The organism is Microbacterium sp. NPDC057658 (assembly GCF_042799975.1).
Classification (GTDB): Bacteria; Actinomycetota; Actinomycetes; order Actinomycetales; family Microbacteriaceae; genus Microbacterium.
Map to the genome: position 1 here is coordinate 240,366 of NZ_JBHVHT010000002.1, position 25,626 is coordinate 265,991.

At 70.5% G+C, this 25,626-nt stretch carries 23 protein-coding genes and 1 tRNA gene; 20 read left to right on the plus strand and 4 right to left on the minus strand.

Annotation, left to right across the window (positions count from 1 at the left end; all coding sequences use genetic code 11):
- Positions 1–52: 52 nt before the first annotated feature.
- Together ACFU8V_RS14580 and ACFU8V_RS14585 are read left to right on the plus strand one after the other, a co-directional pair.
- Complete coding sequence (locus tag ACFU8V_RS14580; RefSeq protein ID WP_060923367.1) at positions 53–562, plus strand: flavin reductase family protein; 510 nt, start codon at positions 53–55, stop codon at positions 560–562.
- Positions 559–948, plus strand: coding sequence for a riboflavin kinase (locus ACFU8V_RS14585; RefSeq protein WP_126893308.1), 390 nt, complete (start codon positions 559–561; stop codon positions 946–948). Before ACFU8V_RS14580 ends, ACFU8V_RS14585 begins: the two co-directional genes overlap by 4 nt.
- A gap of 329 nt (positions 949–1,277) precedes the next feature.
- On the opposite strand, the gene ACFU8V_RS14590 is transcribed toward ACFU8V_RS14585, so the two are convergent.
- Positions 1,278–2,786, minus strand: a complete 1,509-nt coding sequence (locus ACFU8V_RS14590) for a PucR family transcriptional regulator (protein ID WP_249521554.1) — start codon at positions 2,784–2,786, stop codon at positions 1,278–1,280.
- A 93-nt stretch (positions 2,787–2,879) separates the two neighbouring features.
- Here ACFU8V_RS14590 and gabT point away from each other — a divergent pair, with 93 nt between their 5' ends.
- The 8 genes from gabT to poxB all read left to right on the plus strand — a co-directional run bounded on the left by gabT (position 2,880) and on the right by poxB (position 13,352).
- Positions 2,880–4,241: a 4-aminobutyrate--2-oxoglutarate transaminase gene (gene gabT, locus ACFU8V_RS14595; protein ID WP_062633027.1), complete on the plus strand. Its 1,362-nt coding sequence runs from the start codon at positions 2,880–2,882 to the stop codon at positions 4,239–4,241.
- 91 nt (positions 4,242–4,332) lie between these two features.
- Entirely contained in the window at positions 4,333–5,715 is a 1,383-nt protein-coding gene (locus tag ACFU8V_RS14600) for an NAD(P)/FAD-dependent oxidoreductase (RefSeq protein WP_062765104.1), read from the plus strand.
- Positions 5,715–6,599, plus strand: coding sequence for a universal stress protein (locus tag ACFU8V_RS14605; RefSeq protein ID WP_062765100.1), 885 nt, complete (start codon positions 5,715–5,717; stop codon positions 6,597–6,599). Before ACFU8V_RS14600 ends, ACFU8V_RS14605 begins: the two co-directional genes overlap by 1 nt.
- On the plus strand, positions 6,599–8,155 hold the full coding sequence (locus tag ACFU8V_RS14610) for an APC family permease (protein ID WP_062765097.1): 1,557 nt from the start codon (positions 6,599–6,601) through the stop codon (positions 8,153–8,155). The genes ACFU8V_RS14605 and ACFU8V_RS14610 overlap by 1 nt, the downstream gene beginning before the upstream one ends.
- Positions 8,156–8,169: 14 nt before the next feature.
- Entirely contained in the window at positions 8,170–9,636 is a 1,467-nt protein-coding gene (locus ACFU8V_RS14615) for an NAD-dependent succinate-semialdehyde dehydrogenase (protein WP_060923240.1), read from the plus strand.
- Positions 9,637–9,661: 25 nt separating this feature from the next.
- Positions 9,662–11,026: an NAD-dependent succinate-semialdehyde dehydrogenase gene (locus ACFU8V_RS14620; protein ID WP_062765093.1), complete on the plus strand. Its 1,365-nt coding sequence runs from the start codon at positions 9,662–9,664 to the stop codon at positions 11,024–11,026.
- 123 nt (positions 11,027–11,149) lie between these two features.
- Positions 11,150–11,587 (plus strand): pyridoxamine 5'-phosphate oxidase family protein, encoded by a 438-nt coding sequence (locus tag ACFU8V_RS14625; protein WP_025102343.1) that lies wholly within the window; start codon positions 11,150–11,152, stop codon positions 11,585–11,587.
- A gap of 40 nt (positions 11,588–11,627) precedes the next feature.
- The gene (poxB, locus tag ACFU8V_RS14630; protein ID WP_025102342.1) at positions 11,628–13,352 is read left to right on the plus strand and encodes a ubiquinone-dependent pyruvate dehydrogenase; all 1,725 of its coding nucleotides are present in this window, start codon (positions 11,628–11,630) and stop codon (positions 13,350–13,352) included.
- 63 nt (positions 13,353–13,415) lie between these two features.
- Here the strand turns inward: poxB and ACFU8V_RS14635 are convergent, their stop codons facing one another.
- Complete coding sequence (locus tag ACFU8V_RS14635) at positions 13,416–16,208, minus strand: hypothetical protein (protein WP_378872315.1); 2,793 nt, start codon at positions 16,206–16,208, stop codon at positions 13,416–13,418.
- Between the two features lie 28 nt (positions 16,209–16,236).
- A complete protein-coding gene (locus ACFU8V_RS14640) occupies positions 16,237–18,057 on the minus strand; it encodes an HSP90 family protein (protein ID WP_378872318.1) in 1,821 nt (606 codons plus the stop codon).
- A 192-nt stretch (positions 18,058–18,249) separates the two neighbouring features.
- Here ACFU8V_RS14640 and ACFU8V_RS14645 point away from each other — a divergent pair.
- The 9 genes from ACFU8V_RS14645 (at position 18,250) to ACFU8V_RS14685 (ending at position 23,998) form a co-directional block, all read left to right on the plus strand.
- A tRNA-Trp gene (locus ACFU8V_RS14645) sits at positions 18,250–18,322 on the plus strand.
- A gap of 39 nt (positions 18,323–18,361) precedes the next feature.
- Positions 18,362–18,634 carry a preprotein translocase subunit SecE gene (gene secE, locus ACFU8V_RS14650; protein ID WP_025102339.1) on the plus strand — a complete coding sequence of 91 codons (273 nt, stop codon included), beginning with the start codon at positions 18,362–18,364 and terminating at the stop codon, positions 18,632–18,634.
- 42 nt (positions 18,635–18,676) lie between these two features.
- Positions 18,677–19,711, plus strand: coding sequence for a transcription termination/antitermination protein NusG (gene nusG, locus ACFU8V_RS14655; protein WP_025102338.1), 1,035 nt, complete (start codon positions 18,677–18,679; stop codon positions 19,709–19,711).
- Positions 19,712–19,996: 285 nt separating this feature from the next.
- Positions 19,997–20,428 (plus strand): 50S ribosomal protein L11, encoded by a 432-nt coding sequence (rplK, locus tag ACFU8V_RS14660; RefSeq protein WP_025102337.1) that lies wholly within the window; start codon positions 19,997–19,999, stop codon positions 20,426–20,428.
- Positions 20,429–20,439: 11 nt separating this feature from the next.
- On the plus strand, positions 20,440–21,129 hold the full coding sequence (gene rplA / locus ACFU8V_RS14665; protein WP_025102336.1) for a 50S ribosomal protein L1: 690 nt from the start codon (positions 20,440–20,442) through the stop codon (positions 21,127–21,129).
- A gap of 197 nt (positions 21,130–21,326) precedes the next feature.
- The gene (locus tag ACFU8V_RS14670) at positions 21,327–22,142 is read left to right on the plus strand and encodes an amino acid ABC transporter substrate-binding protein (protein ID WP_249521551.1); all 816 of its coding nucleotides are present in this window, start codon (positions 21,327–21,329) and stop codon (positions 22,140–22,142) included.
- Between the two features lie 3 nt (positions 22,143–22,145).
- Positions 22,146–22,811, plus strand: a complete 666-nt coding sequence (locus ACFU8V_RS14675) for an amino acid ABC transporter permease (protein ID WP_025102334.1) — start codon at positions 22,146–22,148, stop codon at positions 22,809–22,811.
- Positions 22,798–23,601 carry an amino acid ABC transporter ATP-binding protein gene (locus ACFU8V_RS14680; RefSeq protein WP_308195729.1) on the plus strand — a complete coding sequence of 268 codons (804 nt, stop codon included), beginning with the start codon at positions 22,798–22,800 and terminating at the stop codon, positions 23,599–23,601. The genes ACFU8V_RS14675 and ACFU8V_RS14680 overlap by 14 nt, the downstream gene beginning before the upstream one ends.
- A 40-nt stretch (positions 23,602–23,641) precedes the next feature.
- Positions 23,642–23,998 carry an iron chaperone gene (locus ACFU8V_RS14685; RefSeq protein WP_378872326.1) on the plus strand — a complete coding sequence of 119 codons (357 nt, stop codon included), beginning with the start codon at positions 23,642–23,644 and terminating at the stop codon, positions 23,996–23,998.
- Positions 23,999–24,002: 4 nt separating this feature from the next.
- On the opposite strand, the gene lysE is transcribed toward ACFU8V_RS14685, so the two are convergent.
- Positions 24,003–24,656 carry an L-lysine exporter gene (lysE, locus tag ACFU8V_RS14690; protein WP_062765060.1) on the minus strand — a complete coding sequence of 218 codons (654 nt, stop codon included), beginning with the start codon at positions 24,654–24,656 and terminating at the stop codon, positions 24,003–24,005.
- A gap of 69 nt (positions 24,657–24,725) precedes the next feature.
- Here lysE and ACFU8V_RS14695 point away from each other — a divergent pair, with 69 nt between their 5' ends.
- Positions 24,726–25,613: a LysR family transcriptional regulator ArgP gene (locus ACFU8V_RS14695; protein ID WP_378872329.1), complete on the plus strand. Its 888-nt coding sequence runs from the start codon at positions 24,726–24,728 to the stop codon at positions 25,611–25,613.
- Positions 25,614–25,626: the final 13 nt, after the last annotated feature.

Consider the following 25,626-nt stretch of genomic DNA (forward strand, 5'->3'; position numbering starts at 1 on the left):
AAAATGCATATGATTCAAACTAGTCAAAGTTGACTAACGAAAGGACTTCGTGATGACCACTGCCGTGACCGACGCCCTGCCGCGGGACCGCGCTCTCCGTCGCGCCTTCTCCGTCTATCCGACCGGTGTGGTCGCGCTCGCCGCGCACGTCGACGATCGAGCCGTCGGCATGGCGGTCAACTCCTTCACCTCGATCTCACTGGAACCCGCCCTCGTCGCGGTGAGTGCCGCCCGCACCTCGAAGACCTGGCCGGTGCTCCGAGCCGTCCCGGAGCTGGGGATGAGCGTCCTCGCGGCGCACCACGAGCCGCTCAGCCGCTCGCTGTCCGCGCGCGAAGGGGACCGGTTCGGCGGCCATGCCTGGCATCGCTCGGAGGGCGGGGCCGTGTTGATCGACGACGCCGCGCTCTGGCTCACCTGCCGCCTGCACAGCACGTTCGACGGCGGCGACCACGAGATCGCGCTCTACGAGATCCAGGACGTGACGCTCTTCGACGACGTCGAGCCGCTCGTGTTCCACCAGAGCCGCTACCGCGCGATCTCGCCCGCCGCAGACGTGTGACCGGACCGGCGCTCCCGGTGCTCTCCGGCCTCGTCGTCCCCGGCGACGGCCGCGGGCGACTGCTCGGCTTCCCGACCGCGAACCTCGCCCTGCCCGAGCGGCTGCTGCCCGACGACGGCATCTACGCGGCCTGGGCGCGGCTGCCCGATGACGACCGGCGGTGGGAGGCGACGGCGAGCGTCGGGGCCAACCCGACGTTCTGCGGCGACCGGGCGCGGCGACTCGAGGTGCACCTGCACGACGTCGACCGCGACCTCTACGGACAGCGGCTGTCGGTTGAGCTCGTCGCGCTGCTCCGGCCGACCCTCCGTTTCGATGGGGTCGAGGAGCTCGTCGCTCGCACCGCCGCGGATGTCGCCGCCTCCCGGCGGCTCCTCGCCCGCTGAGCCCCGTCGACTCCGGTTTCGTGGTTCGAGTTCCGCGTTCCGGCGGCACGATTCCGGTCCGGCTGCACGACTCATCGGGGCGATCCGTCGTGCATACGTGGTGAGGTCGTGCAGGTGTCGCGGGAGAGGTGGGCACGGATGGGGCCGGGTCGGTCGCGGCGGATTCTGCCGGCTGAGACGACCCCGGACCCGCTCCCAGGCCGACCGGTTCCGGCGGCACGATCCCGGTCCGGGTGCACGACTCATCGGGGCGATCCGTCGTGCATACGTGGCGAGGTCGTGCAAGCGTCGCGGGGGAGAGGGGAGAGGCCGGGACGGAAGGGGCCGGGTCAGTCGCGGGCGGTCTGCAGCAGTGCCCACACCTCGGCCCGGGCGGGGAAGGTCGTCAGGTCGACCCCGAGGAGGGCGCCGGCATGGGAGACCCGGGAGCGGAGGGTGTGCCTGTGGATGCCCAGGGCGGCTGCGGCCTGCTCGGCCCGCGCGTCGTGGTCGAGCCAGGTGCGCAGCGCGTGTTCGAGCGCGGTGCCGTGGGCGGCGTCGTGTTCCCGGAGCGGGGCGAGCCGCGACTCCGCGACGAGCCGGGCCTCATCTGTCGCCAGTGCCGTGAGCAGACTGGATCCGACCGTGTCGGCGTACCGGACGGCGCCGCTCGTGCCGGGCTGACGGAGCGCGACGAGCGCCTGCGCGTGCGCCCGGGAGAAGGCGTCGTACCCCTCCGGAGCGGAGACGCCGACGCGGGCGGTGAAGCGGGCGGCCACATCGTCGAGAAGCGGCTCGTCGGTCGCGGAGATGCAGATGACGACGCCGTCCTCGGAATCGGCGAGGAACGCGGGAGTGCCGTGGTCGAGGCGCCGGCGCTCCCACCAGTCGAGGAGCGGCTCCGCCGGGGCGTCTCCCGTCACGGCGACCACCACGGGGGCGGGCGGGAGGCTCCCGAGCACCCGGCGCGCGAGGCCGGGGTCGTCGCCCAGGAGCGAGCGCAGCAGCTGCGTGTGCAGGCGGCGACGGCCGCGGGTGAGCTGCTCGCTCTGCTCCCGCGCGAGTCCGGCCATCGCGATGACCGACGTGACGACGGCTCTGGCCTCCTGGTCGAGGGCGTCGGCCTCCACGGCGAGGACGCCGCGCAGGTGCCCGCCCCGCCCCACCGTGAAGAGCATGAAGGTGTGCGCCTCGAGGGTGAGGGACTGCCCCGCCTCGAGTCCGCGGTCGAGGATCTCCTGGACCCGCGTCCCGAGCTCTTCCCGGACAGTCGTCGAGAACGCATCGCGGGGGTGGGCGACGAGCAGGTCGCCCGCCGCGTCGAACATGCCGGCCCAGGCGCCGAGACGACGGCCGAGCTCGGTGACGATGGCGTCCAGCCCGCGCGGTCGGAGCGCGGCGAGGGCCAGGGCGCGCTGGGTGTCGAGCGCCCAGGTGCGCCGGGCGTAGGCCTGCGCCGCGATCGCCTCGGAGTGCGCGCGGGCCACCGCGATGAACGGCGTGCGGTATGGCACCTCGAACAGCGGAATGCCCTGGTCGGCGCACGCAGCGATCAACTCCCCCGGCGTTCCCGAGCGATGCACGTCGGTGCCGAACCCGAGCCCCAGCACTCCGCGCTCGGCGAGGCGCACGACGTAGGGCGGAATGGCGTCCGCGTCGTCGAACTGGGTACCCGTGGTCAGGAGCACCAGGTCTTCCGCGAGGAAGGGCGTCGGGTCCGCGAGATCCGAGCTGTGCACCCAGCGCAGCGGCCGGTCGAGTGCGCCGTCCGGCAGGTCGGTGGCGGCGGAGACGAGGCGCAGGTCCAGATCACGGCGCCGCAGCAGGGCGGACAGCGTGGGCGGATCGGTGGGGGCCATGCGATCTCCGGTTGTACGAGACGGCGAAATCAATTCTCCGATTGTACGACCCGGCGAATGCGTGCGTCTCCGCTGCCGCCGTACGCTCGCGACATGGCTCTCCTCGACACCGCAGCACCCGCAGTCCCCCTCGGCGGCCCCGACCTCCCGCAGGAGCGTCGCCTCGTCACGGAACTCCCCGGCCCGCGGTCGGCCGAGGTCCTCGCCCGCAAGGCGGACGCGGTCGCCGCCGGCGTCGGACACACCGTGCCCGTCGCCGCCGTCGCGGCCGGGGGAGGGGTGGTCGTCGACGCCGACGGCAACTCGCTCATCGACCTCGGCTCCGGCATCGCGGTGACCACGGTGGGCAACGCGCACCCCAAGGTCGCCGCGGCCGTCGCCGCGCAGGCCGCGCAGTTCACGCACACCTGCTTCATGATCTCGCCGTACGAGTCGTACGTCGGCGTCGCCGAGGCGCTCAACCGCGTCACCCCCGGAGACTTCGCCAAGAAGAGCGCCCTGTTCAACTCCGGCGCCGAGGCCGTCGAGAACGCGATCAAGATCGCCCGCAAGCACACCGGACGCCAGGCCGTCGTCGCGTTCGACCACGGCTACCACGGCCGGACGAACCTCACCATGGCGCTGACCGCGAAGTCGATGCCCTACAAGAGCGGCTTCGGCCCGTTCGCCCCCGAGGTCTACCGCGCGCCGATGTCCTACCCGTTCCGCGACGGACTCGAGGGCGGCGAGGCAGCGGCCCGCGTGATCCTCCAGCTCGAGAAGCAGATCGGCGCCGACAACCTCGCGGCCGTCATCATCGAGCCCATCCAGGGCGAGGGCGGCTTCATCGTCCCCGCCGACGGCTTCCTCCCCGCGATCGTCGACTGGTGCCGCGCGAACGGCGTCGTCTTCATCGCCGACGAGGTGCAGACCGGCTTCGCCCGCACCGGGCACATGTTCGCCAGCGAGATCTTCGGCATCGAGCCCGACCTCATCACCACCGCCAAGGGCATCGCGGGCGGGCTGCCCCTCGCGGCCGTGACCGGTCGCGCCGAGATCATGGACGCCTCGCACTCCGGCGGCCTCGGCGGCACCTACGGCGGCAACCCGATCGCCTGTGCCGCGGCGCTGGCTGCGATCGACGTGTTCGAGAACGACGGCGTCATCGAGCGGGCCCGCGAGATCGGCGAGATCCTCATCGGCCGCCTCACCGCTCTCCAGGCCGAGGACGCCCGCATCGGCGACGTCCGCGGTCACGGCGCGATGGTCGCGGCCGAGTTTGTGGACCCGGAGACCAAGGCTCCGGACGCCGCGCTCACGGCCGCCGTGGCCAAGGCGTGCATCGCTCAGGGCGTCATCGTTCTCACCTGTGGCACGTACGGCAACGTCATCCGCTTCCTCCCGCCGCTGTCCATCGGCGACGAGCTGCTGAACGAGGGCCTCGACGTCGTGGCCGAGGCGCTCGCCGGCGCCTGACACACTGTCCGGTCGCGTCCCCGGATCGGGGGATTTCGGGACGCGACCGGTACTTCTTCCCCCGCATCCCCCGACGACGAAGGAGTTGCAGATGGCTGAGATCACCCGCGACGTGCTGATCGTGGGCGCCGGAGCCGCAGGGCTCACGGCGGCCAACGACCTGCGGAAGGCCGGACTGTCGGTCGCCGTGCTGGAGGCCCGCGACCGCGTGGGTGGCCGGCTGTGGACCGACGTGATCGACGGCGCCATGCTGGAGATCGGCGGCCAGTGGGTCTCGCCCGACCAGGACGCCCTCAAGGACACGATCGAGGAGCTGGGGCTCGAGACCTACAGCCGGTACCGCGAGGGTGACAGCGTCTACGTCGGCCCGGACGGGAAGGCCCATCGCTTCACGGGCGAGATGTTCCCGGTGTCGGCGGAGACCGAGGCCGTGATCGCCCGTATCACCGGCATCCTCGACGCCCTCGTCGCCGAGATCGACCCGGACCGGCCGTGGGAGCACCCGAACGCGGCCGAGTGGGACTCCATCTCCTGGGACGCCTGGCTGCGCTCGCAGACCGACGACGACGAGGCCGTGCGCAACCTCGCCTTCGCGACCGGCTCGGCGATGCTGACCAAGCCGACTCACGCGTTCTCGCTGCTGCAGTCGCTGCTCATGGCGGCGTCCGCCGGCTCGTACTCGAACCTCGTCGACGCCGACTTCATCCTCGACAAGCGCGTCGTCGGCGGTCTGCAGCAGGTGCCGCTGCGCCTCGCCGAGCGCCTGGGCGACGACGTGCTGCTGAACCAGCCCGTCCGCAGCCTGGAGTGGTCGGATGACGGGGTCGTGGCGACCACCGACGACCTCACGGTCCGGGCGCGGTACGCGATCCTCGCGCACGCCCCCATCCTCTACAACCGCATCTCCTTCGTCCCGCCGCTGCCGCGTCGCCAGCACCAGCTGCACCAGCACCTGTCGATGGGCTTCGTCATCAAGGTGCACGCGGTCTACGACCGCCCGTTCTGGCGCGAGCAGGGCCTGAGCGGTACGGCGTTCAGCCCGTACGAGCTCTCGCACGAGGCGTACGACAACACCAACCACGGCGACGAGCGCGGCACCCTGGTCGGCTTCGTGTCCGACGCGAACGCCGACGGCGTGTTCGAGCTGTCGGCCGAGGAGCGCAAGGAGCGCATCCTCGAGTCGCTCTCGCACTACTACGGTCCCGAGGCCAAGAACCCCATCGTCTACTACGAGAGCGACTGGGGCAGCGAGGAGTGGACCCGCGGCGCGTACGCCGCGAGCTTCGACCTCGGCGGACTGCACCGCTACGGCGCCGACCTGCGCACGCCGGTCGGACCGATCCACTTCGCCTGCAGCGACATGGCCGGAGCGGGGTACCAGCACGTCGACGGGGCGATCCGCATGGGCCACCTCGTCGCGGCGAACATCGTCGACGCCCGTCGCGAGACCGGCGCTCCCGAGAGCATCGGCTGATGACCGGCTCGGTCGTCGTCGGCTACACGGCGACGGATGCGGGGGCCGACGCGGCGGCGCTGGGCGCGCGACTGGCGCGCAGCATCGGGGCGACCCTGCACCTCGTGATCGTGCTGCCGACCGAGGGCACCCGGAGCGCCGCCGTACCGCCGGAGCGCGCCTACGAGGACGTCATCCGGAAGCAGGCCCGGAGCTGGCTGCAGGACGCGGTCGTGCGCCTGCCGCAGGAGCTCGTGCGCAGCGGCCACGTGCGCTTTTCGGAGTCGTTCGCCGAGGGCCTCATCGCCGCCGGTGAGGAGTTCGACGCCAGCGTCATCGTGATCGGCACGGCCGGCGGGGGCCTCTTCGGTCGGCACCGCCTGGGCAGCGTGGCATCGGAGCTGCTGCACTCCTCGCCGATCCCGGTGGCTCTCGCGCCGTCCGGTCTCGCGCAGCAGGACGACCACGTGCTCCCGCGCGTCACCGTCGCCGTCGGCACCCGTCCCGGCGCGGAGGGCGTGCTCGACCAGGCCGTGGCCCTCGCCGGCGCCGCCGAGGTGAGCCTGCGCCTGGTGTCCCTCGTGCCGTTCGACGTGCCGCCGGGGCTCGACACGGGCGCCATCCGCCTCGCCGGCAGCGAGCACGCGCACAAGGTGCTGGCCGTGGCCGCCGAGCGGCTGCCGGACGGTCTCGGTGCCGTCGTCGAGGAGGCCCCCGGCGAGACGGTGGAGGACGCTGTCGCCGGGCTCTCCTGGCTCCCCGGTGAGGTCGTGCTCGTCGGCTCCAGCCGGCTGGCGCAGCCGCGCCGACTCTTCCTGGGCTCCACGGCGGCGAAGATGCTGCACGAGCTGCCCGTCCCCATGATCGTCGTCCCGCGTACCCGCGATGAAGCAGGAGACCGCTGATGAGCAGCACCAACCGGGCGACGGAGCCCGCATCCGGCGTCACGACCGGAATCTCGACGAAGGGCCTGAGCGCCGGCACCGTCGGCCTGATCGGCGCCGTCGTGATCGGCATCTCGTGCATCGCCCCCGCCTACACCTTCACGGCCGCCGTCGGCCCCACCGCATCCGAGGTCGGCGCGCAGATCCCGGCAATCATCCTCGTCGGCTTCATCCCGATGCTCCTCGTGGCCTTCGGCTACCGCGAGCTCAACAACCGCATGCCCGACTCCGGTACGTCCTTCACCTGGGCCGCCAGGGCGTTCGGACCGTGGGTGGGCTGGATGGCCGGCTGGGGCCTCGTGGTCGCCACGATCCTCGTGCTCTCCAACCTCGCCGGCGTCGCGGTCGACTTCTTGTTCCTGCTGCTGTCGCAGATCACGGGCAATCCGGAGATCGCTGATCTCGCCGGCGTGACCTGGATCAACATCGGCGTCTGCCTGCTCTTCATGCTCGGCGCGACGTGGGTGTCGTACCGCGACATGCAGACCACGCAGAAGCTGCAGTACTGGCTGGTCGGATTCCAGATCCTCGTGCTCGTGTTCTTCGCGGTCGCCGCGATCGTGCAGGCCGTGGGCGGCAATGGCTTCGACTACCAGCCGTTCGACCTCAACTGGTTCAACCCGTTCGCGATCTCGTCGTTCAGCGCCGTCGCCGCGGGTCTGTCGCTGTCGATCTTCATCTTCTGGGGCTGGGACGTCACCCTCACCATGAACGAGGAGACGAAGGACCCGGAGAAGACCCCGGGTCGCGCGGCGACCGTCACGGTGCTCACGATCGTCTCGCTGTACCTGCTCCTCGCCGTCGCGATGATCATGTTCGCGGGCGTCGGCACCGGAGAGCTCGGCCTCGGCAACGGCGACATCCAGGAGAACGTGTTCTTCCACCTCTCCGGACCGATCCTCGGTCCGCTCGCGTTCCTCGTCTCCCTCGCGGTGCTCACGAGCTCGGCGTCGTCGCTGCAGTCGACGTTCGTCGGTCCGGCCCGTACCCTGCTCGCGATGGGCCACTACGGTGCGCTCCCGAAGTCGTTCGCGAAGGTGAGCCCGCGGTTCTTCACCCCGGGCTACGCTACGATCGTGTCGGCCATCGTGGCCTCCGCGTTCTACGCCGTGATGCGCGTGGTCAGCGAGGACACGCTGTGGGACACGATCCTCACGCTCGGCATGATGATCTGCTTCTACTACGGGATCACCGCGTTCGCCTGCGTCTGGTACTTCCGCAAGCAGTGGTTCGACTCGGCGCGGAACGTCTTCTTCACCTTCCTGTTCCCGCTGGTGGGCGGCATCATCCTGGCGATCCTGTTCTTCACCACGCTGATCGACTCCATGGACCCTGCTTACGGCTCCGGGTCGGAGATCGGCGGCATCGGGATCGTCTTCATCCTCGGCATCCTCATCATCGTCGTCGGCATCGCCGTGATGATCTGGAACGCCATCCGCCGCCCCGCCTTCTTCCGCGGTGAGACGCTGGGTATGGACGCTCCGCCCAGCCGCCGCCGTCGTCCCACGTCCGTCTGAAAGAGAGAGAATCCATGAGCACTCAGAACGAGCAGGCGCTGCTCGACAGCATCCCCACCGGCCTCTTCATCGGCGGGGAGTGGATCGAGGGGGAGACCGGCGCGACCTTCGACGTCAAGGACCCCTCGACCAACCAGGTGATCCGCACGATCGCCGACGCCACCCCCGCGGACGGCATCCGGGCGCTCGACGCGGCCGTCGCCGCGCAGGACGAGTGGGCCGCGACGGCGCCGCGCGTGCGCGGCGAGATCCTGCGCCGGGCGTTCGACCTCGTGCAGGAGCGCAAGGAGGACCTCGCGCTGCTGATGACGCTCGAGATGGGCAAGCCCCTCGCCGAGGCCCGCGGCGAGGTCGCGTACGGCGGCGAGTTCCTCCGCTGGTTCAGCGAGGAGGCCGTGCGCATCAGCGGCCGCTACGGCCTCAACCCCGAGGGCACCGGTCACATGATCGTGTCGCAGCGCCCGGTCGGCCCGTCGTTCTTCGTGACGCCGTGGAACTTCCCGTTCGCGATGGCCACGCGCAAGATCGCGCCGGCCCTCGCCGCCGGCTGCACCGTCGTGATCAAGCCCCCGGCACTCACGCCGCTCACGACCATCTTCTTCACGACACTGCTCGAGGAGGCCGGTCTGCCGAAGGGCGTCGTCAACGTCGTGCAGACCTCGAAGTCGAGCGCCCTGTCCGCGCCGATCATCGCCGACCCGCGCCTGCGCAAGCTGTCCTTCACCGGGTCGACCGAGGTCGGCCGCAAGCTCATCGCGCAGGCGGCGGAGGGCGTGCTGCGGGTCTCGATGGAGCTCGGCGGCAACGCGCCGTTCGTCGTGTTCGACGACGCGGACCTCGACAAGGCCGTGGACGGCGCACTCGCCGCGAAGTTCCGCAACATCGGTCAGGCCTGCACGGCGGCGAACCGCTTCATCGTGCACAAGGACGTCGCGGGCGAGTTCGCCAAGCGCGTCACCGAGCGTGTCAACGGCATGAAGATCGGCCGCGGCACGGAGGAGGGCGTGGCGATCGGCCCGCTCATCGACGAGGACGCGGTGGCCAAGGCCGGCGAGCTCGTGGACGACGCCGTCGAGCGCGGCGCGACCCTGCTCGCGGGCGGCAAGGCGCTCGAGGGCACCGGCACGTTCTACGAGCCCACGGTCCTCACCGACGTCGTCCCCGGATCCGCGATCCTCCGCGAGGAGATCTTCGGCCCGGTGCTCGCGATCGCGACCTTCGAGACCGAGGACGAGGCCGTGCGCCTCGCCAACGACACCGAGTACGGCCTGGTCTCCTACGTCTTCACCGAGAACCTGCAGCGCGGTCAGCGGATGATCGACGCGCTGGAGACCGGCATGATGGGTCTGAACGTGGGTGTCGTCTCCAACGCGGCGGCTCCTTTCGGCGGCGTCAAGCAGTCCGGCGTCGGTCGCGAGGGCGGCTTCGAGGGCATCCACGAGTACCTGTCGACCAAGTACACGCTGATCCCGGTCTCCTGACCGGCACGGCAAGAGGAGGAGACACATGACCGACTACGCCGTCGTCAACCCCGCCACCGGCGAGACCCTGGCGTCGTACGACACGTTCACCGACGCCCAGATCGAGGAGGCCGTCGCGGCCGCCGACGAGGCGCACCGCGAGTGGTCACGCTCCACCACGGTCGCCGACCGTGCCGCGCTGCTGCGTCGCGCGGCCGAGCTCCACCGGGAGCGCCGCGAGGAGCTGGCCGACATCTTCGTGCGCGAGATGGGCAAGCCGCGGGAGGCCGCACTCGGCGAGGTCGACTTCGCCGCCGACATCGCGGAGTACTACGCGGACCAGGCCGAGGACATCATGGCCGACCAGCCCATCAAGATCCTCGGGGAGGGTTCGGCGATCATCCGCCGCTCCTCGCTGGGACCGCTCGTGGGCATCATGCCGTGGAACTTCCCGGCGTACCAGATCGTGCGCTTCGCCGCGCCGAACCTGATCGTCGGCAACACGATCCTCCTCAAGCCCGCGCCGCAGTGCCCGGAGTCGTCGAGCGCGATCGAGGCGATCTACCACGACGCGGGCTTCCCGAAGGGCGCGTACCAGAACGTGCTCGCCACGAACGACCAGATCGCGGCGATGATCGCGGACTGGCGGGTGCAGGGCGTGTCGCTGACCGGCTCCGAGCGCGCCGGCGCCGCGGTCGCCGAGGTCGCGGGGCGCAACCTCAAGAAGGTCGCGCTGGAGCTCGGCGGGTCCGACCCGTTCATCGTGCTCTCCACCGACGACCTCGACGCCACCGTGCAGGCGGGTGTGGACGCGCGCCTCGACAACAACGGCCAGGCCTGCAACGGCGCCAAGCGCTTCATCATCGTCGACGAGCTCTACGACGCGTTCGTGGAGAAGTTCACGGCGGCGATGGCGGCCGTCGAGGCGACCGATCCCACGCTCGACGACACGGTCCTCGGTCCGGTCTCGTCGGAGGCAGCGGCGGAGAACCTGCAGAAGCAGATCGACACCGCCGTGGCCCAGGGCGCGACCCTCCTCACGGGCGGCACGCGCGACGGGGCGTTCTTCGCACCGACCGTGCTCGCCGACGTGACCCCGGAGATGGACGTCTACCGCGAGGAGCTGTTCGGCCCCGCAGCGGTCGTGTACCGCGTCGCGGACGAGGACGCGGCGGTCGCGCTGGCCAACGACACCACGTTCGGTCTCGGCTCCTACGTCTTCACGACGGACGAGGCGCAGGCGGAGCGGGTGGCCGACCGGATCGAGGCCGGCATGGTCTACGTGAACCTCGTGCTCGCCGACAGCCCCGAGCTCCCGTTCGGCGGCATCAAGCGCAGCGGCACGGCCCGCGAGCTCGGCCACCTGGCCGCCGACGAGTTCGTCAACAAGAAGCTGATCCGCATCGGCTGACCGTCGACCCACCCCCCTTGCGGCCGAGCGGCCCCCTTGCGTGCGCACGCAAGGGGGCCGCTCGCACGAGAGGGGCCGGGTCGACGGGGTGCGCGTCGAAGACGGACGAGGCACAATGGCGGCATGAGTGCGCACACGGATCCGGTCCAGTCCCTCACCGCGGAGCAGAGCTGGGAACACCTGCGCAGCCAGGAGCTCGGGCGGCTCGTCACCAGGGTCGGCGAGACCATCGACATCTTCCCCGTGAACTACGCCGTCGACGGCGAAGGACTCCTGTTCCGCACGGCCCCCGGGAGCAAGCTGTTCGAGCTGACGGTCAACGCCGACGTGCTCTTCGAGGTCGACGACCACACCGACACTGCGGCGTGGAGCGTCATCGTGCGCGGGCGTGCCGAGGCACTGGAGACCGACGCCGACATCGAGCGGGCGGAGGCGGCGGGTCTGCGCCCGTGGATCCCGACCGACAAGCGGGTGTACGTGCGCATCGCCCCGGCATCGGTGTCCGGCCGCGCGTTCCAGCGCGATCCCGAGCCCGACCGGGACGGTCCGCAGGAGTACTGAGCCCGGCCCGGGGAGGCCTCGGCGGGCGTAGGGTCGGGGTATGGCCAACGTCGCTGAGAACATCGTCAAGACTCTGAACGCCAACGGAGTCGACCGGGTCTACGGCATCCCGGGCGACTCCCTGAACGGTCTCACGGACGCCCTCCGCAAGGACGGCCGGATCCGCTGGGTGCACGTGCGCCACGAGGAGTCCGCCGCCTTCGCCGCCGCGGCCGACGCCGGCACCACCGGAGACCTCGCCGTCGTGGCGGGCTCGTGCGGCCCCGGCAACCTGCACCTCATCAACGGCCTGTACGACGCGCAGCGCTCTCGCGTGCCGGTGCTCGCCATCGCCGCGCACATCCCGACCGTCGAGATCGGTACCGGGTACTTCCAGGAGACGCACCCGCAGGAGCTGTTCCGCGAGTGCAGCGTGTACGTCGAATACGTCGCTGACCCGTCGCAGATGCCGCGGCTGATGGAGATCGCGATGCGCGCGGCCATCGAGCAGCGCGGCGTCGCCGTCCTCGTGATCCCCGGCGACGTGGCGCTGTCCGAGATCGCGGACGACCGCGCCGTGGTGATCGAGCGCACCCGCCCGCTGATCCAGCCCAGCGGCCCGGAGCTGGAGAAGGCAGCGACCATGCTGAACGCGGCCAAGAAGGTCACCATCCTCGCCGGGGCCGGCGTCGAGGGGGCGCACGACGAGGTGATCGCGCTCGCCGACGCACTCGGTGCCCCCATCGTCCACGCGCTGCGCGGCAAGGAGTTCATCGAGTACGACAACCCGTTCGACGTCGGCATGACGGGACTGCTCGGCTTCGCGTCCGGCTACCGCGCCATGGAGGCGGCCGACACGCTCCTCGTCCTCGGCAGCGACTTCCCGTACGAGCAGTTCTACCCGGATCACGCGACCACCATCCAGGTCGACATCCGCGGGTCCCAGCTCGGCAAGCGCCACCCGCTCGACCTCGGTCTCGTCGGTGACGTGAAGGCCACCGCCGAAGCGCTGCTGCCTCGCCTCGCGCGGAAGGACGACCGCGGCCACCTCGACGACGCCGTCGCCCACTACCGGAAGACGCGGAAGAAGCTCGACGAGCTCGCGGTGCCGGCCAAGGGCACGCGCCCCATCCACCCGCAGTACCTCGCCCGACTGCTCGACGAGTACGCCGCCGACGATGCGATCTTCACCGCCGACGTGGGGTCGCCGACCGTCTGGGCCGCGCGCTACCTGTCCATGACCGAGGGGCGCCGGCTGATCGGATCGTTCACGCACGGCTCGATGGCGAACGCCCTGATGCACGGGATCGGCGCGCAGGTCGCGCATCCGGACCGTCAGGTCGTGGCGCTCGCCGGCGACGGCGGTCTCGCGATGATGCTCGGCGAGCTGCTCACGCTCACCCAGAATGGGCTCCCGGTCAAGACGATCGTGGTGAACAACTCGTCGCTGAACTTCGTGGAGCTGGAGATGAAGGCCGCCGGCTTCGTCACCTACGGCACCGGGCTGGACAACCCCAGCTTCGCCGCGATCGCCGAGGCCATGGGGATCTTCGCCCGTCGTGTGGAGCGCAGCGAAGATCTGCCGGAGGCGGTCCGCGAGGTCCTCGCGCACGACGGTCCCGCGCTGCTCGACGTCGTGACCGAGCGGCAGGAGCTGTCCATGCCGCCCGCGATCGAGGCCGCGCAGGTCAAGGGCTTCGCGCTCTACGCGATCCGCACGGTCATGTCGGGTCGCGGAGACGAACTGCTCGACCTCGCGCGGGCGAACTGGCGTCAGCTCTTCTGACACGGCCCTCCGCCGCATCCGCATCGGCGCGGGATCCCCTCCGGATCCCGCGCCGGTGTCGCGTCAGCTCTCGACGAGAGCCCTGACCTCTGCGGCCTCGGCGTGCCGCCCCAGCGCCTCCAGCACGTCGCCGAGCTCCAGCGTCGCGACCTGACGCAGCGGCGGGAAGCCCTCGGCATGCTCCAGGGCGCTCCGGTACACCGGCACGGCATCGGCCGGGCGGTCGTTCCCCGCGAGCACCCGGCCCGCGAACAGTTCCGAGCTTCCGGCGGCGCCCTGATCGCCCAGCGCGGCGAAGCCGTCGGCGGCGGTGAGAGCAGCGGCGACGGCCTCGTCGATCCGGCCCAGCTGGGCCAGCGCGCGGCCGCGGGAGTCGGTCACGTCGGCGAGCAGCCAGCCGGCTTCGTGCTCCTGGGCGAGTGCCGCGACCTCGTCGAAGAGGGGGAAGGCGCGCTCGTCACCCCGGCCTGCATAGGCCTGGCCGAGGCTGTGCAGCACCTCGGACAGCGCGCCGACGGCCTCGGGGGCACGCCGCACGATGTCTGCAGCGCCCTCCAGCAGCCGCACCGCGTCGTCGTGTTCCTCGAAGCGGGCGAGGATCTTCGCCTGCTCCGTCATGGCCATGGCCTGGTCGGCGTGGGCCTCCGCCTGTCCGAACAGCTCGGCCGCGTAGCCGTGCGCGCCGACCGCCTGACCGAACTCGCCGGACTCGGCGAGCGACCGGGCCAGGAGCGAGGCGGTCATAGCGCGCGAACCCGCAGGGGTCTCGGCGTTCTCCTCGCGCTGGAGCACGTCGCCGAAGAGCTCGGCTGCCTCCTCGGCGTCTCCCGCGCGGAGCATCGCCCTGGCCAGCCGGAAGTCGACGCCGGTGCGATCGCCGTCGTCCTGCAGCCGAGCGGCCAGACGGTAGCGGGCGACAGCCTTCTCGGGCTCCTCGGCGTCCTCCCAGAGCGCGCCCGCGAGCACATGGGCCTCGGCGAGAGCGCGGGTGGCGCCGAGTTCGGCGAGCAGTCGGCACACCTCGTCGGCGTCGACGGCCCCGTCCTGGTACGCACCCGTGCCGCCGCGCACGCGGGCCCGGGTCTGCAGCGCGTGGGCCCGGTGTCCGGCGGACAGGTCCTCCTGGGAGAGGAAGCGGTCGAGGAGCGTGCGACCGGCGTCCAGGTCGCCCTTGCTCAGCACGGCGCCGATCGCCACGAGGGTCGTGGTGTTGGACAGCCGGGTGTCGTCGGCCTCCGCGAACGAGCGGGCGGCGAGCTCCGCGAGGTCCAGCGCCGCGTCCGGCTCCTCCGCCCGAAGGTGCAGCGACGCGCGACTGATCGCCAGGTCGCCGCGCGACCAGGCGGGAAGACGGTCGGCTTGGGCCAGCTCCTCTTCGAGCGCCGCCATGGTCTCGTCGGTGTGCAGGCCGAAGGTCGCCAGTCCGAGCCGCTCCTCGAGGTCGGCCTGCGCGTCGTTCCCGGCGGCCCGCAGCGCGGCGATCCGCTCGGGGAGGAGGGCCTCGGCCTCGTCCACGCGATCGAGTGCGACGAGGATGCCGAGGTGCATCGACAGGAGCTGCGCGCGCTTGGCGGCGTCGTCGATCTCCAGGGCGTGCGGGAGGGCGGCGAGGGTCTCCTGCTCGGCGCCGAACTGCGCGAGCTGCATCGCCCGCTCGAACCAGCCGTCCGGGTCGGTCGGGGTCGTGGCCGGCGCGGGGGCGACGAACGCGTCGGAGCGGATCGGGACGTCGTAGCTCTCGTCGGCGAGAGCGCGCATCCGGGCGAGGCTGCGGGCGTGGCCGTCGGTGCCGTCCCGCTCGTCGAACTGTGCGCCGATGCGCTCGGCCGTCGACCAGGCGGTCGCGGCGAGCTCGGCGGCGCTCCACGGGCCGTCGTGCGTGCCCAGCAGCGGCACGAGCGCCGGGGCGTCGGCGCCGCGGACCGGGGTGTCGCCGTGTCCGGCAGCGGTGACGCGGTCGAGAGCGACCGCGAAGGCGGTGAGGGCGGCGAAGTGCGCGTCGACGTTGAGGCCATCGTGGGCCAGCCACGCGATGTGCTTCTCGATCAGGGCCAGCGCCCGCGCCTCGTTGCCGGTGATCGCCGCGAACACGATGTTGTTGGCCACGATGCGCAGGTTGTCCGGGTTGTCCTTCGCCAGGCGGTAGCTGCGCAGGTGCGCGGTCTTCGCGTCCTCCGTGCGGCCGGCGCGGAGGTACGGGAGGAGGACGCGGGAGAGCGCATGCTCCGGCTCCTCGCCGCAGGAGAAGCCGCCCTCGAGCATCTCCTCGACGAGGCGGATGGCGTCGGCGTCGCGGTCGGTCTCCGCGAAGAAGCCCGCGAACTGGCTGCGGCTGCAGGCGTCGCAGTGGCTGTGCTCGTCGCGCGGCGTGGCCTCGAGCTGCACGCGCAGGGCTTCGGCGGCGTCGAACCGGCCCGCGTCCCAGGCGTCCTCGAAACGGGCGGTCAGCACGCCGCTGAGGCCGAGACCTGCGGCGCGGTAGTGCGCCTCCATGTCGTCGAGCACCGCGGCGATCTGCTCCTGCGAGAAGGCAGGGGAGGAGCGCAGGGACGACGCCATCCACTTGAACTGCCACATGAGGTCGGCGCCGCCGTTGTCGAGGTCGGCGGGGAACCGCTGCGGGTCGGCGTCGTGGTGCGCGAGGCACCACGCGAAGGAGTTGAGCATGACGTCGGTGGCCCCGACCATGTTCGCCGACGCGGTCTGCCGCATCCGGGCCTCGTACTCCAGCCGTTCGTCGCCGATCTCGACGGCCAGCGCCACCGCCTCCGCCACGAGGGCCTGCTCCGCCGGGCCCCACGGGGTGCGGTCGATCTCCTCGATGAGCTGCTGGAAGCGCTTCTTCGGACGTGCCATGGAGGGCCCTTTCGGGTAGTCGGGGGTGTCAGCGCGCGTCGAAGGGGAGCGTGTCCCCCTCGATGCCGGCGGAGAGCGAGACGAGGTCGGAGAGGGCGCTGGTCATGAGTGCCCGGTCGGCGTCCGAGAGGGGGTGGTGTCCTGCGAGGAGCGCCTGGATGTAGAGGAGCTGGACCGTACGCGCGAACACGGCGTCGTCATCGACACGGACGAGGGCGCGGACGACGCGGTTGGACCAGTTCAGGCACAGCCGGGCCGTGAGGTCGTCGTCCCGTGCGGAGGAGAGCGTCTGATCGATCCGGTCGAGCACCCCGCCCCAGAGCGTGCTCGCGATGCCCCTGGTGCGCCCGCGGTCGATCGTGCGCAGGACCTCGGGATCCGCGACGTAGAGTCCGGTCAGCTCGGGGCGATCGATCGCCCTGACGACGACGCTGCAGTCGGAGGCGGCGAGCACGGCGCCGGCGCGGGACTCCAGCGCCATCGCGATGTCCCGGTCGTCGAGCGGCGGCGGGTCGAGGCGATCGAGCTCCCCGGTCACGTCGACCTTCTCCACCGTGGCCTGCGGGTACAGGTCGGGGAGCAGGCGGATCAGATCCGCGTCATAGAGGTAGCCGCCGTTGACCAGTACCTCGTCCGAGGGGGAGATGCCCGCCACCTGGCGGAACTCGTCGACGGTCTGGGCGTAGCGCACGTGAGGGTACCGTTCCACGAGCTCGCCGATCCGCAGCGTGCCGTGCGTGGTCTCCACGGTGAGCCAGCGCGTGATGAAGCGCGCGAGCTCCTCGTCATGACGCACCAGCGACTTGAGTCCGACCTCGTGCACGGCGACGAACTGGGCGAGGCGATGCGGTTCGCGCAGCCCGAGCTCGAGCACCCAGCGGCGGATCCCGGCGCCGAGATGCTCCCGGACGTGCTCCAGGGCCGTGTCCTCGACGAGGGACTCGCGGCTCGCGGTCGGCGCGAGGCCGGTGGAGTCGACGACGGCGCGAACGAAGAAGGCCCAGTCGGGCAGCACGTCGTCGACGCGCTCGGACAGCAGCATGCGCCCGAGGTACATGCGGGTCGCCTGCCGGGCGCCGGGCGGAGGAGCGAAGGGCAGGACGTACGCCAGGCCCTGCGTGCCGGTCGCCGGCTCGCTCAGCGGGATCACGTCCAGCGGAGCGGCCCCGAGCAGGTCGCGACCGTACTGCACGGCCGCCTCGACGTCGGCGGCGGGGTCGAGGAAGGGAGGCTCGCGCGTCACATCGATGTCCCCGCCGGTCGCGTCGATGGTCACCCGCACCGGCAGGAACTCCCCGAAGGTGGTCGCGAGCTCGTGCACGGCCGCCGGCCGCAGCAGCTCGTCGGCGTCGAAGCGCGGCACGAGGTGCACGCTGGTGCCGATCGGGAGGTCGTCATCGATCTCCGTGACGCGGAAGGTGCCGTCCGCGCTGCCCGTCCACTCCACCGCGGAGCCGCCTCTGGCGCTGCGGGAGCGGATGACGATGGTGTCGGCGACCATGAAGCAGCTCAGCAGCCCGATGCCGAACTGGCCGAGGAAGTCGCTCCGGGGGAGGTCGAAGATGTCCCGCTTGGAGCTGCGCCCGACGGTCGCGAGCAGATCGGCGACCTCGGCGGCGGTCAATCCCACGCCGTCGTCGCGGAGCACGAACTCGCCCGACTGCGCGGTCAGCGGTGTGATCCGGATGCGGCTGCCGCCGCCGTCGACGTCACGGCGCGCGGCGATCGCGTCCCTCGCGTTCTGGAGCAGTTCCCGCAGATAGACCCGGGGACTGGAGTAGATGTGCCGGCTGAGCAGATCGACGACTCCGCGCAGGTCCACCTGGAACTGCTGCACATCCCCACTCACATGCGTCCCTTCCTGCTTCGTCCGCCCGCCGAGCCTAGCAACAACGCCGGTTCCGCTTCCTGTTCGGCACCACCGGATCGATGCCGTATGCTTGGTGAGCAGTTGTTCTCTGCATTCTTTCGCCGTGCCTGGCGTCTACGACATCGGCCGGTGACAGGGTGGGGAGGGCATCCCCGAGACCTCCGGGTCTCTAGGGCGGTAGCTCAATTGGCAGAGCAGCGGTCTCCAAAACCGCAGGTTGCAGGTTCGATTCCTGTCCGCCCTGCGCGTCAGCGCACGCTGACACACGAAAGGTACATTCAGGATGGATCAGGACGAACCGCGCGGCGACGTCGTCGCGGCCGGCGCCACGCGCCAGAAGAAGGGCAACCCCTTCTCCCGGTTCTTCGGGGGCATCGCCCTGTTCATCCGCCAGGTCATCGCCGAACTGCGCAAGGTCGTCACCCCGACCCGCAAGGAGCTTTTCAAGTTCACGGGTGTGGTGCTCGTCTTCGTCCTGATCGTCATGGGCATCGTCTACGGTCTCGACTACGTCTTCGGGCTCCTGACGCACTACGTGTTCGGAATCCCTGGCTGATGACCCCCGCGGCGACCGCCGCAGCTATGGAGAAGAAGCAACGTGTCTGAACGATATTCCGACGACGCCGACTGGGCGACCGCCGCAGAGCAGTCCAGCGAGGAGGACGAGGCCCAGGAGGGCAACGTGCTCGCCGCGGAGGAGCTCTCGGTCACCTCTGCCGAGCACGTCGCGGTCCACGTCGAGGACGAGGACGGCGAGCAGGAGACGGAAGACATCGACATCGACATCGACGACCCGGAGGCGGACGCCATCGTGAACGACGCTCTGAACCTGGACGAGGCCGCGGAGTCCGAAGCCGCCGCCGAGGTCCTCAACGATTCCGTGGCCGAAGAGGTCGCGGAGCAGGAGGCCGAAGCGGCCGACGAGGTCACCCCGTACGAGGGGCCCGACGTGAACGGCGAGGACGACCGTCCCGCCGCCGAGTCCGACGAGGACGAGTCGGCGTCCGAGGAAGACCCGTACGAGGCCTTCCGCATGGACCTGCGCATGCTCCCGGGCAAGTGGTACGTCATCCACTCGTACGCCGGCTTCGAGCGCAAGGTCAAGGCGAACATCGAGCAGCGCAAGTCGACGCTCGAGGTCGAGGACGAGATCTACCAGGTCGAGGTCCCGATGGAGGACGTCGTTGAGATCAAGAACGGCCAGCGCAAGATGGTCACCCGCGTGCGCATCCCCGGCTACGTGCTGGTGCGCATGGAGCTGACGGAAGACACCTGGTCGGTCGTGCGGCACACCCCCGGCGTCACCGGCTTCGTGGGCAACGCCCACAACCCGACGCCGCTGCGCTTCGAAGAGGCCTTCAACATGCTGAAGTCCCTCGTCGAGGTCAAGGACGTGCCGACCGCCAAGAACATCGCGGCCAAGGGTGGCGTCGCCGTCGCCCGTCCGCTTCCCGCCGAGGTCGACTTCGAGGTCGGCGAGACCATCACGATCAAGGAGGGCTCGTTCGCGGGTCTTCCCGGTTCAATCAGCGAGATCAAGCCGGAGAGTGGCAAGCTCACGGTCCTCGTCTCGCTCTTCGAGCGCGAGACCCCGGTCGAGCTGTCGTTCGACCAGGTCACCAAGATGATCTGACCGTGGGTCACTGAGCCTGCCGAAGTGCACGAGAACGGCCGCCCTCTTCGGGGGCGGCCGTTTTCTTTCCCCCGACCCACCCCCTTTCGTGTCTCCCGGCCCGTTGCGGACGCACGCAGAGGGCCGGCTCGCACACAAGGGGCCGGCTCGCGAGTGGGGGAGTGATCGGGTAGACTTACGTGGTTTGTGTGCCGCTTCGGCGTGCACAGAGACGACCACGGGCCGGAGAGGCCGGAGCCGTGGGAGAAGCGGATGCTCGCATCCGCCTCGAGGAAAGGAAAGAGAATGGCACCGAAGAAGAAGGTGACCGGCCTGATCAAGCTTCAGATCAACGCCGGTGCCGCCAACCCGGCGCCGCCGATCGGCCCCGCGCTCGGTCAGCATGGCGTCAACATCATGGAGTTCTGCAAGGCGTACAACGCCGCGACCGAGTCGCAGCGCGGCAACGTCATCCCCGTCGAGATCACCGTCTACGAGGACCGCAGCTTCACCTTCGTCCTGAAGACCCCGCCCGCTGCGGAGCTCATCAAGAAGGCCGCCGGCGTGCAGAAGGCTTCGGCCACCCCGCACACCGTCAAGGTCGGCAAGATCACCAAGGACCAGGTCCGTCAGATCGCCGAGCAGAAGCAGGCCGACCTGAACGCGAACGACATCGAGGCCGCCTCGAAGATCATCGCCGGCACCGCCCGTTCCATGGGCATCACGGTCGAGGGCTGAGGAGAATAATCATGGCTACCAAGTCCAAGGCTTACAAGGCTGCCGCCGAGAAGATCGAGGCAGACCGTTTCTACACGCCGTCCGAGGCCGTCGCGCTCGCGAAGGAGACCGGTTCGGCGAAGTTCGACTCGACCGTCGAGGTCGCGCTGAAGCTCGCTGTCGACCCCCGCAAGGCGGACCAGATGGTGCGCGGCACCGTCATCCTGCCCCACGGCACCGGTAAGACCGCCCGCGTCATCGTGTTCGCCACCGGCCCCGCGGCCGAGGCGGCGATCGCGGCCGGCGCCGATGAGGTCGGCGGCGCCGAGCTCATCCAGAAGGTCGCCGACGGCTGGACCAACTTCGACTCCGCGGTCTCGACCCCGGAGCTCATGGGCCAGGTCGGCCGTCTCGGCAAGGTGCTCGGTCCCCGTGGCCTGATGCCGAACCCGAAGACCGGCACCGTGACTCCGAACCCGGCCAAGGCCGTCGAGGAGATCAAGGGCGGAAAGATCGAGTTCCGCGTCGACAAGCACGCCAACGTGCACTTCGTCATCGGCAAGGCCTCCTTCTCGGCCGAGCAGCTGAACGAGAACATCGACGCCGCGCTCGAGGAGATCGTCCGCCTCAAGCCGTCCAGCGCCAAGGGTCGTTACATCCAGAAGGGTGCGGTGTCGACCACGTTCGGCCCCGGCATCCCGCTGGACGTCAACGCCATCTGACGCGTCGACGGGTCTCGCACCTGTCGCACCGAACGCCCCCGGGTCCGCCCGGGGGCGTTCTGCGTTCCCGGGGCGGTTCGGCCCGCGACATCCGGCGTCATCCGATGCGCGGACGTCGGAGGCGCCGCGTACTGTAGGGGAGTTCCCGCGGTCGTCGCGTAAACTCGCACCCGCGCTTTCTCACCCCAGGAGGGTCCATGTCCCGTCGTCTCATCGCCGTCACCGCACTCGTCGTCGCCGCCGCCGCGCTGACCGCCTGCAGCGGGTCCAGCACGCCCGCGAGCACGGACGGCGAGGGCGCCGCGGGCTCCGACTTCGGCCTGGTGAAGGATGGCACGCTGACGGTCGCGACCGAGGGCACCTACCGCCCGTTCAGCTTCCACGACGACGGCGGTTCCGGTGACCTCACCGGCTACGACGTCGAGATCATCCAGGCCGTCGCCGACGAGCTCGGCCTGAAGGTCGAGTTCCAGGAGACGCAGTGGGACGCGATCTTCGCGGGTCTCGACGCGGGCCGCTTCGACGTGATCGCGAACCAGGTGTCGATCAACGAGGAGCGCGAGGCGAAGTACCTCTTCAGCACCCCGTACACGGTGTCGCCCGGCGTGATCGTGGTGAAGGAGGACGACGACTCCATCTCGTCCTTCGACGACCTCGAGGGCAAGACGACGGCGCAGTCCCTCACGAGCAACTGGTACGAGCTGGCCACCGAGTCCGGCGCCAAGGTCGAGGGCGTCGAGGGGTGGGCGCAGGCCGTGGAGCTCCTCCGCCAGGGCCGGGTGGACGCGACCGTCAACGACAAGCTGACGTTCCTCGACTACGAGACGACCAACAGCCCGACGGGCCTGAAGATCGCGGCGGAGACCGATGACGCCGGTGAGCAGGCCTTCGTGTTCACGAAGGACAAGAAGGCGCTCGTCGATGCGGTCGACGAAGCGCTCGACACGCTCCGTGCCGACGGCACCCTGGCCGAGATCAGCGAGAAGTACTTCGGCGAAGACGTCTCGCAGTAGGCGATGCAGAATCCCTGGGAGCTCTTCTTCTCCTCGCTCGGGCCGATCGCCTGGGCGGGGCTGACGGCGACGATCCCGCTCGCCCTGGTGTCGTTCGCGCTGGGGCTCGTGATCGCGATCGGCATGGCGCTGATGCGGATCTCGGTGCATCCGGTGGTGTCCGGCATCGCGCGGTTCTACATCTCGGTGATCCGCGGCACGCCGATGCTCGTGCAGCTCTTCGTGATCTTCTACGGCCTGCCGTCCGTCGGGGTGACCCTCGATCCGTGGCCGAGCGCCATCATCGCGCTCTCGCTCAACGTCGGCGGCTACGGCGCCGAGGTCGTGCGGGCGGCGATCCTCTCGGTGCCGAAGGGGCAGTGGGAGGCCGCGTACACGGTCGGCATGAACCGCACCCGCACGCTGACCCGCATCATCCTGCCGCAGGCCGCCCGGGTGTCGGTGCCGCCGCTGTCCAACACGTTCATCTCGCTCGTGAAGGACACCTCCCTCACCTCGCTGATCCTCGTGACGGAGCTGTTCAAGGTGGCGCAGCAGATCGCCTCCACCACGCTCGAGTTCATGGTGGTGTATCTGGCCGCGGCGCTGGTCTACTGGGTGATCTGCCTGGTGCTCTCCTTCGGGCAGAGCGCCCTGGAGAGGAGGCTCGACAGTCGTGTCGCGCACTGACCCCACGACCGGACCGCTGCTCACCGCACGGGGCCTGCACAAGAGCTTCGGCGCCACCGAGGTGCTCCGCGGCTTCGACCTCACCCTGCACCGCGGCGAGGTCGTGGTGCTCATCGGGCCGAGCGGCTCCGGGAAGACGACCGTCCTGCGGGCTCTGAACGGCCTGGAGACGCCGGACGCCGGCACCATCGCGATGGCCGGGGGCCCGGAGATCGACTTCGCACCGGAGGTCCGCCCGAAGCCCCGCGTCGCGAAGCAGCAGCGGCTCGCGCTCCGCGATCGGTCGGCGATGGTGTTCCAGCACCACAACCTCTTCCCGCATCTGACGGTGCTGGAGAACGTGATCGAGGGGCCGTGGCGGGTGCAGGGGCGTCCGAAGGCGGAGGTCGTCGCCGAAGCGCAGACCCTGCTCGCCCGGGTGGGCCTCGCCGACAAGGCCGACGCGAGGCCGCATCAGCTCTCCGGCGGGCAGCAGCAGCGCGTCGGCATCGTGCGCGCCCTGGCTCTGCAGCCGGACCTGCTGCTGTTCGACGAGCCGACGAGCGCGCTCGACCCTGAGCTCGTGGGAGAGGTGCTGCTCGTCATCAAGGAGCTCGCCGATGAGGGCTGGACGATGGCCGTCGTCACCCACGAGCTGAGCTTCGCGCGGGAGGCGGCCGATCATGTGCTCTTCCTGGACGGCGGCGTCGTCGTGGAGCAGGGGCCACCCGCCGAGCTGTTCAGCGCTCCGCAGCACGAGCGCACGCAGCGGTTCCTCACCCGCATCCTCCGGCCCCTCGACGGCGCGTGAGTCCTCGACCCCGCGGGCGATCGGTGGCAGGATGCGGTGCGTGGGCACCATCGACGACTACCTGACCGATCTCGACGCCGCAGACCGTGCGGTGATCGATGGCGTGTACGCGATCGCCACGGAGGAGGTGCCGGAGGCGGAACAGGGCAAGGGCTACGGGATGCCGGCGCTCGTGTACGACGGCAAGCCGCTGCTCTCGGTGATGCGTGCGAAGAAGCACATCGGCGTCTACCCGTTCAGCCCCGAGGCGGTCGCTGCCATAGCGGGTTTCCTCGACGGTCACCCCGGGGTCAGCCTCGACAAGGGGACGATCCGGTTCCAGCCGGAGCACCCCCTGCCGGTCGAGGCGGTCCGCGCGCTCATCCGGGCGCGGGTGTCGCAGATCGAGGCCGGGTGAACGCCTAGGCGCCGAGCACCGGGAGCACGAGGCTCACCGCGAGCGTGATCATCACGACCGCGATCACCGCGTCGAGGATGCGCCAGGAGCGCGGGGTGCGGAGCCACCGTCCGAGGTAGCGGGCGCCGAAGCCGAGGGCGGTGAACCAGAGGATGCTCGCCGCGACCGCCCCGGCCGCGAACAGCCACCGCTCGTCCCCGTGCGTCGCCGCGATCGACCCGAGCATCAGCACCGTGTCGAGGTACACATGCGGGTTCAGCCACGTCAACGCCAGCGTCGTGAGGATCACCGGGGCGAGGCGGGTGCGGGTGAGCGTGCCGGTGCCCCCGGACGCCTCGAAGACCGGGGCGTCGCCCCCGTCGACCACCAGCTCCTCGCCGCCCCGCCAGGCCCGCCGCGCCGCAAGCAGTCCGTATCCGAGGAGGAACAGCGCCCCTGCCCAGCGAGCCACGACGACGAGCCAGGGTGCGGCGGACAGCACGAACCCGAGCCCCGCGACACCGGCGATGATCAGCACGGCGTCGGAGAGGGCGCAGACGATCACGACGGCGAGGACGTGCTCGCGCCGGATGCCCTGACGCAGCACGAACACGTTCTGTGCGCCGATCGCGACGATGAGGGAGAGACCGAGGCCGAGACCGGCGAGGACCGTGAGCATGTGTCGAGCCTAGGAGGGCTGAGCATGAGGTGCAGCGAAGATTCCTTCCGCACCATTAGCATCACTGATGTGAGGATCGACCCGGAGCTCGCCGCCACGCTCGCCGCCGTCGCCGACGAGGGCACTCTCGATGCTGCCGCGTCGCGTCGGCTGCAGGTCACCCCGTCCGCGGTCAGTCAGCGTCTCAAGGCGCTGGAGCAGCAGCTCGGGCGGATCCTCCTCGTGCGTAGCAAGCCGGTCCGCCTCACCGAGGCGGGGGAGTCCGTCGTGCGGCTCGCGCGGCAGATCGCCCTCCTCGAAGAGGATGCTCTCGCGGGAGTCGGGATCGAGGGGAGCGCTGAGGGGCGGCGGATCAGCGTGCCGCTCGCCGTCAACGCGGATTCGATGGCGACCTGGTTCCTGGCACCGATGGCCCGGCTCTCCGCCGCGCACGACATCGATGTCGACCTGCACCGCGACGATCAGAACTTCACCGCCCGCCTGCTCGAATCGGGGACCGTCATGGCGGCGGTCACGAGCGAGGCCATGGCGGTCGCGGGGTGCACGGTCGCGCCCCTCGGCGTGCTCGAGTACCGCGCCATGGCCGAACCCGCCTACGCCCGCCGATGGTTCCCGGACGGCGTGACCCCCGATGCTCTGGCGCACGCGCCGTTCGTCGACTTCGACCGCCGGGACACCCTGCAGCACGAGTGGCTGGCCGCGCGGGGCGTGCCGGCGGCCGGCGTTTCCCGGCACTACGTCCCGGCGTCGCACGACTATGCGCTCGCCGTCGGCCTCGGCCTCGGCTGGGGGATGGTGCCGCGGCTGCAGGAGGTGCCGGGACTCGTGGCGCTCGGCGGTCCGATCCTGCGCGTGGCGCTGTACTGGCAGCAGTGGAACCTGCGCTCCGCGCTCCTCGACACGATCGCGTCCGAGGTCGCGGGGGAGGCGCGTCGGGTGCTCGCTCGCGAACCCTGACGCCGCCGGGACG

Coding starts and splice junctions, on each gene's coding strand:
- ACFU8V_RS14620 (WP_062765093.1), top strand. CDS start 9,662: ATGACCGACTACGCCGTCGTCAACCCCGCCACCGGCGAGACCCTGGCG.
- ACFU8V_RS14590 (WP_249521554.1), bottom strand. CDS start 2,786: ATGGCCCCCACCGATCCGCCCACGCTGTCCGCCCTGCTGCGGCGCCGT.
- ACFU8V_RS14635 (WP_378872315.1), bottom strand. CDS start 16,208: ATGGCACGTCCGAAGAAGCGCTTCCAGCAGCTCATCGAGGAGATCGAC.
- secE (WP_025102339.1), top strand. CDS start 18,362: ATGGATCAGGACGAACCGCGCGGCGACGTCGTCGCGGCCGGCGCCACG.
- ACFU8V_RS14625 (WP_025102343.1), top strand. CDS start 11,150: ATGAGTGCGCACACGGATCCGGTCCAGTCCCTCACCGCGGAGCAGAGC.
- rplA (WP_025102336.1), top strand. CDS start 20,440: ATGGCTACCAAGTCCAAGGCTTACAAGGCTGCCGCCGAGAAGATCGAG.
- ACFU8V_RS14615 (WP_060923240.1), top strand. CDS start 8,170: ATGAGCACTCAGAACGAGCAGGCGCTGCTCGACAGCATCCCCACCGGC.
- ACFU8V_RS14675 (WP_025102334.1), top strand. CDS start 22,146: ATGCAGAATCCCTGGGAGCTCTTCTTCTCCTCGCTCGGGCCGATCGCC.
- lysE (WP_062765060.1), bottom strand. CDS start 24,656: ATGCTCACGGTCCTCGCCGGTCTCGGCCTCGGTCTCTCCCTCATCGTC.
- gabT (WP_062633027.1), top strand. CDS start 2,880: ATGGCTCTCCTCGACACCGCAGCACCCGCAGTCCCCCTCGGCGGCCCC.
- ACFU8V_RS14670 (WP_249521551.1), top strand. CDS start 21,327: ATGTCCCGTCGTCTCATCGCCGTCACCGCACTCGTCGTCGCCGCCGCC.
- ACFU8V_RS14600 (WP_062765104.1), top strand. CDS start 4,333: ATGGCTGAGATCACCCGCGACGTGCTGATCGTGGGCGCCGGAGCCGCA.
- ACFU8V_RS14605 (WP_062765100.1), top strand. CDS start 5,715: ATGACCGGCTCGGTCGTCGTCGGCTACACGGCGACGGATGCGGGGGCC.
- rplK (WP_025102337.1), top strand. CDS start 19,997: ATGGCACCGAAGAAGAAGGTGACCGGCCTGATCAAGCTTCAGATCAAC.
- ACFU8V_RS14580 (WP_060923367.1), top strand. CDS start 53: ATGACCACTGCCGTGACCGACGCCCTGCCGCGGGACCGCGCTCTCCGT.
- poxB (WP_025102342.1), top strand. CDS start 11,628: ATGGCCAACGTCGCTGAGAACATCGTCAAGACTCTGAACGCCAACGGA.
- ACFU8V_RS14610 (WP_062765097.1), top strand. CDS start 6,599: ATGAGCAGCACCAACCGGGCGACGGAGCCCGCATCCGGCGTCACGACC.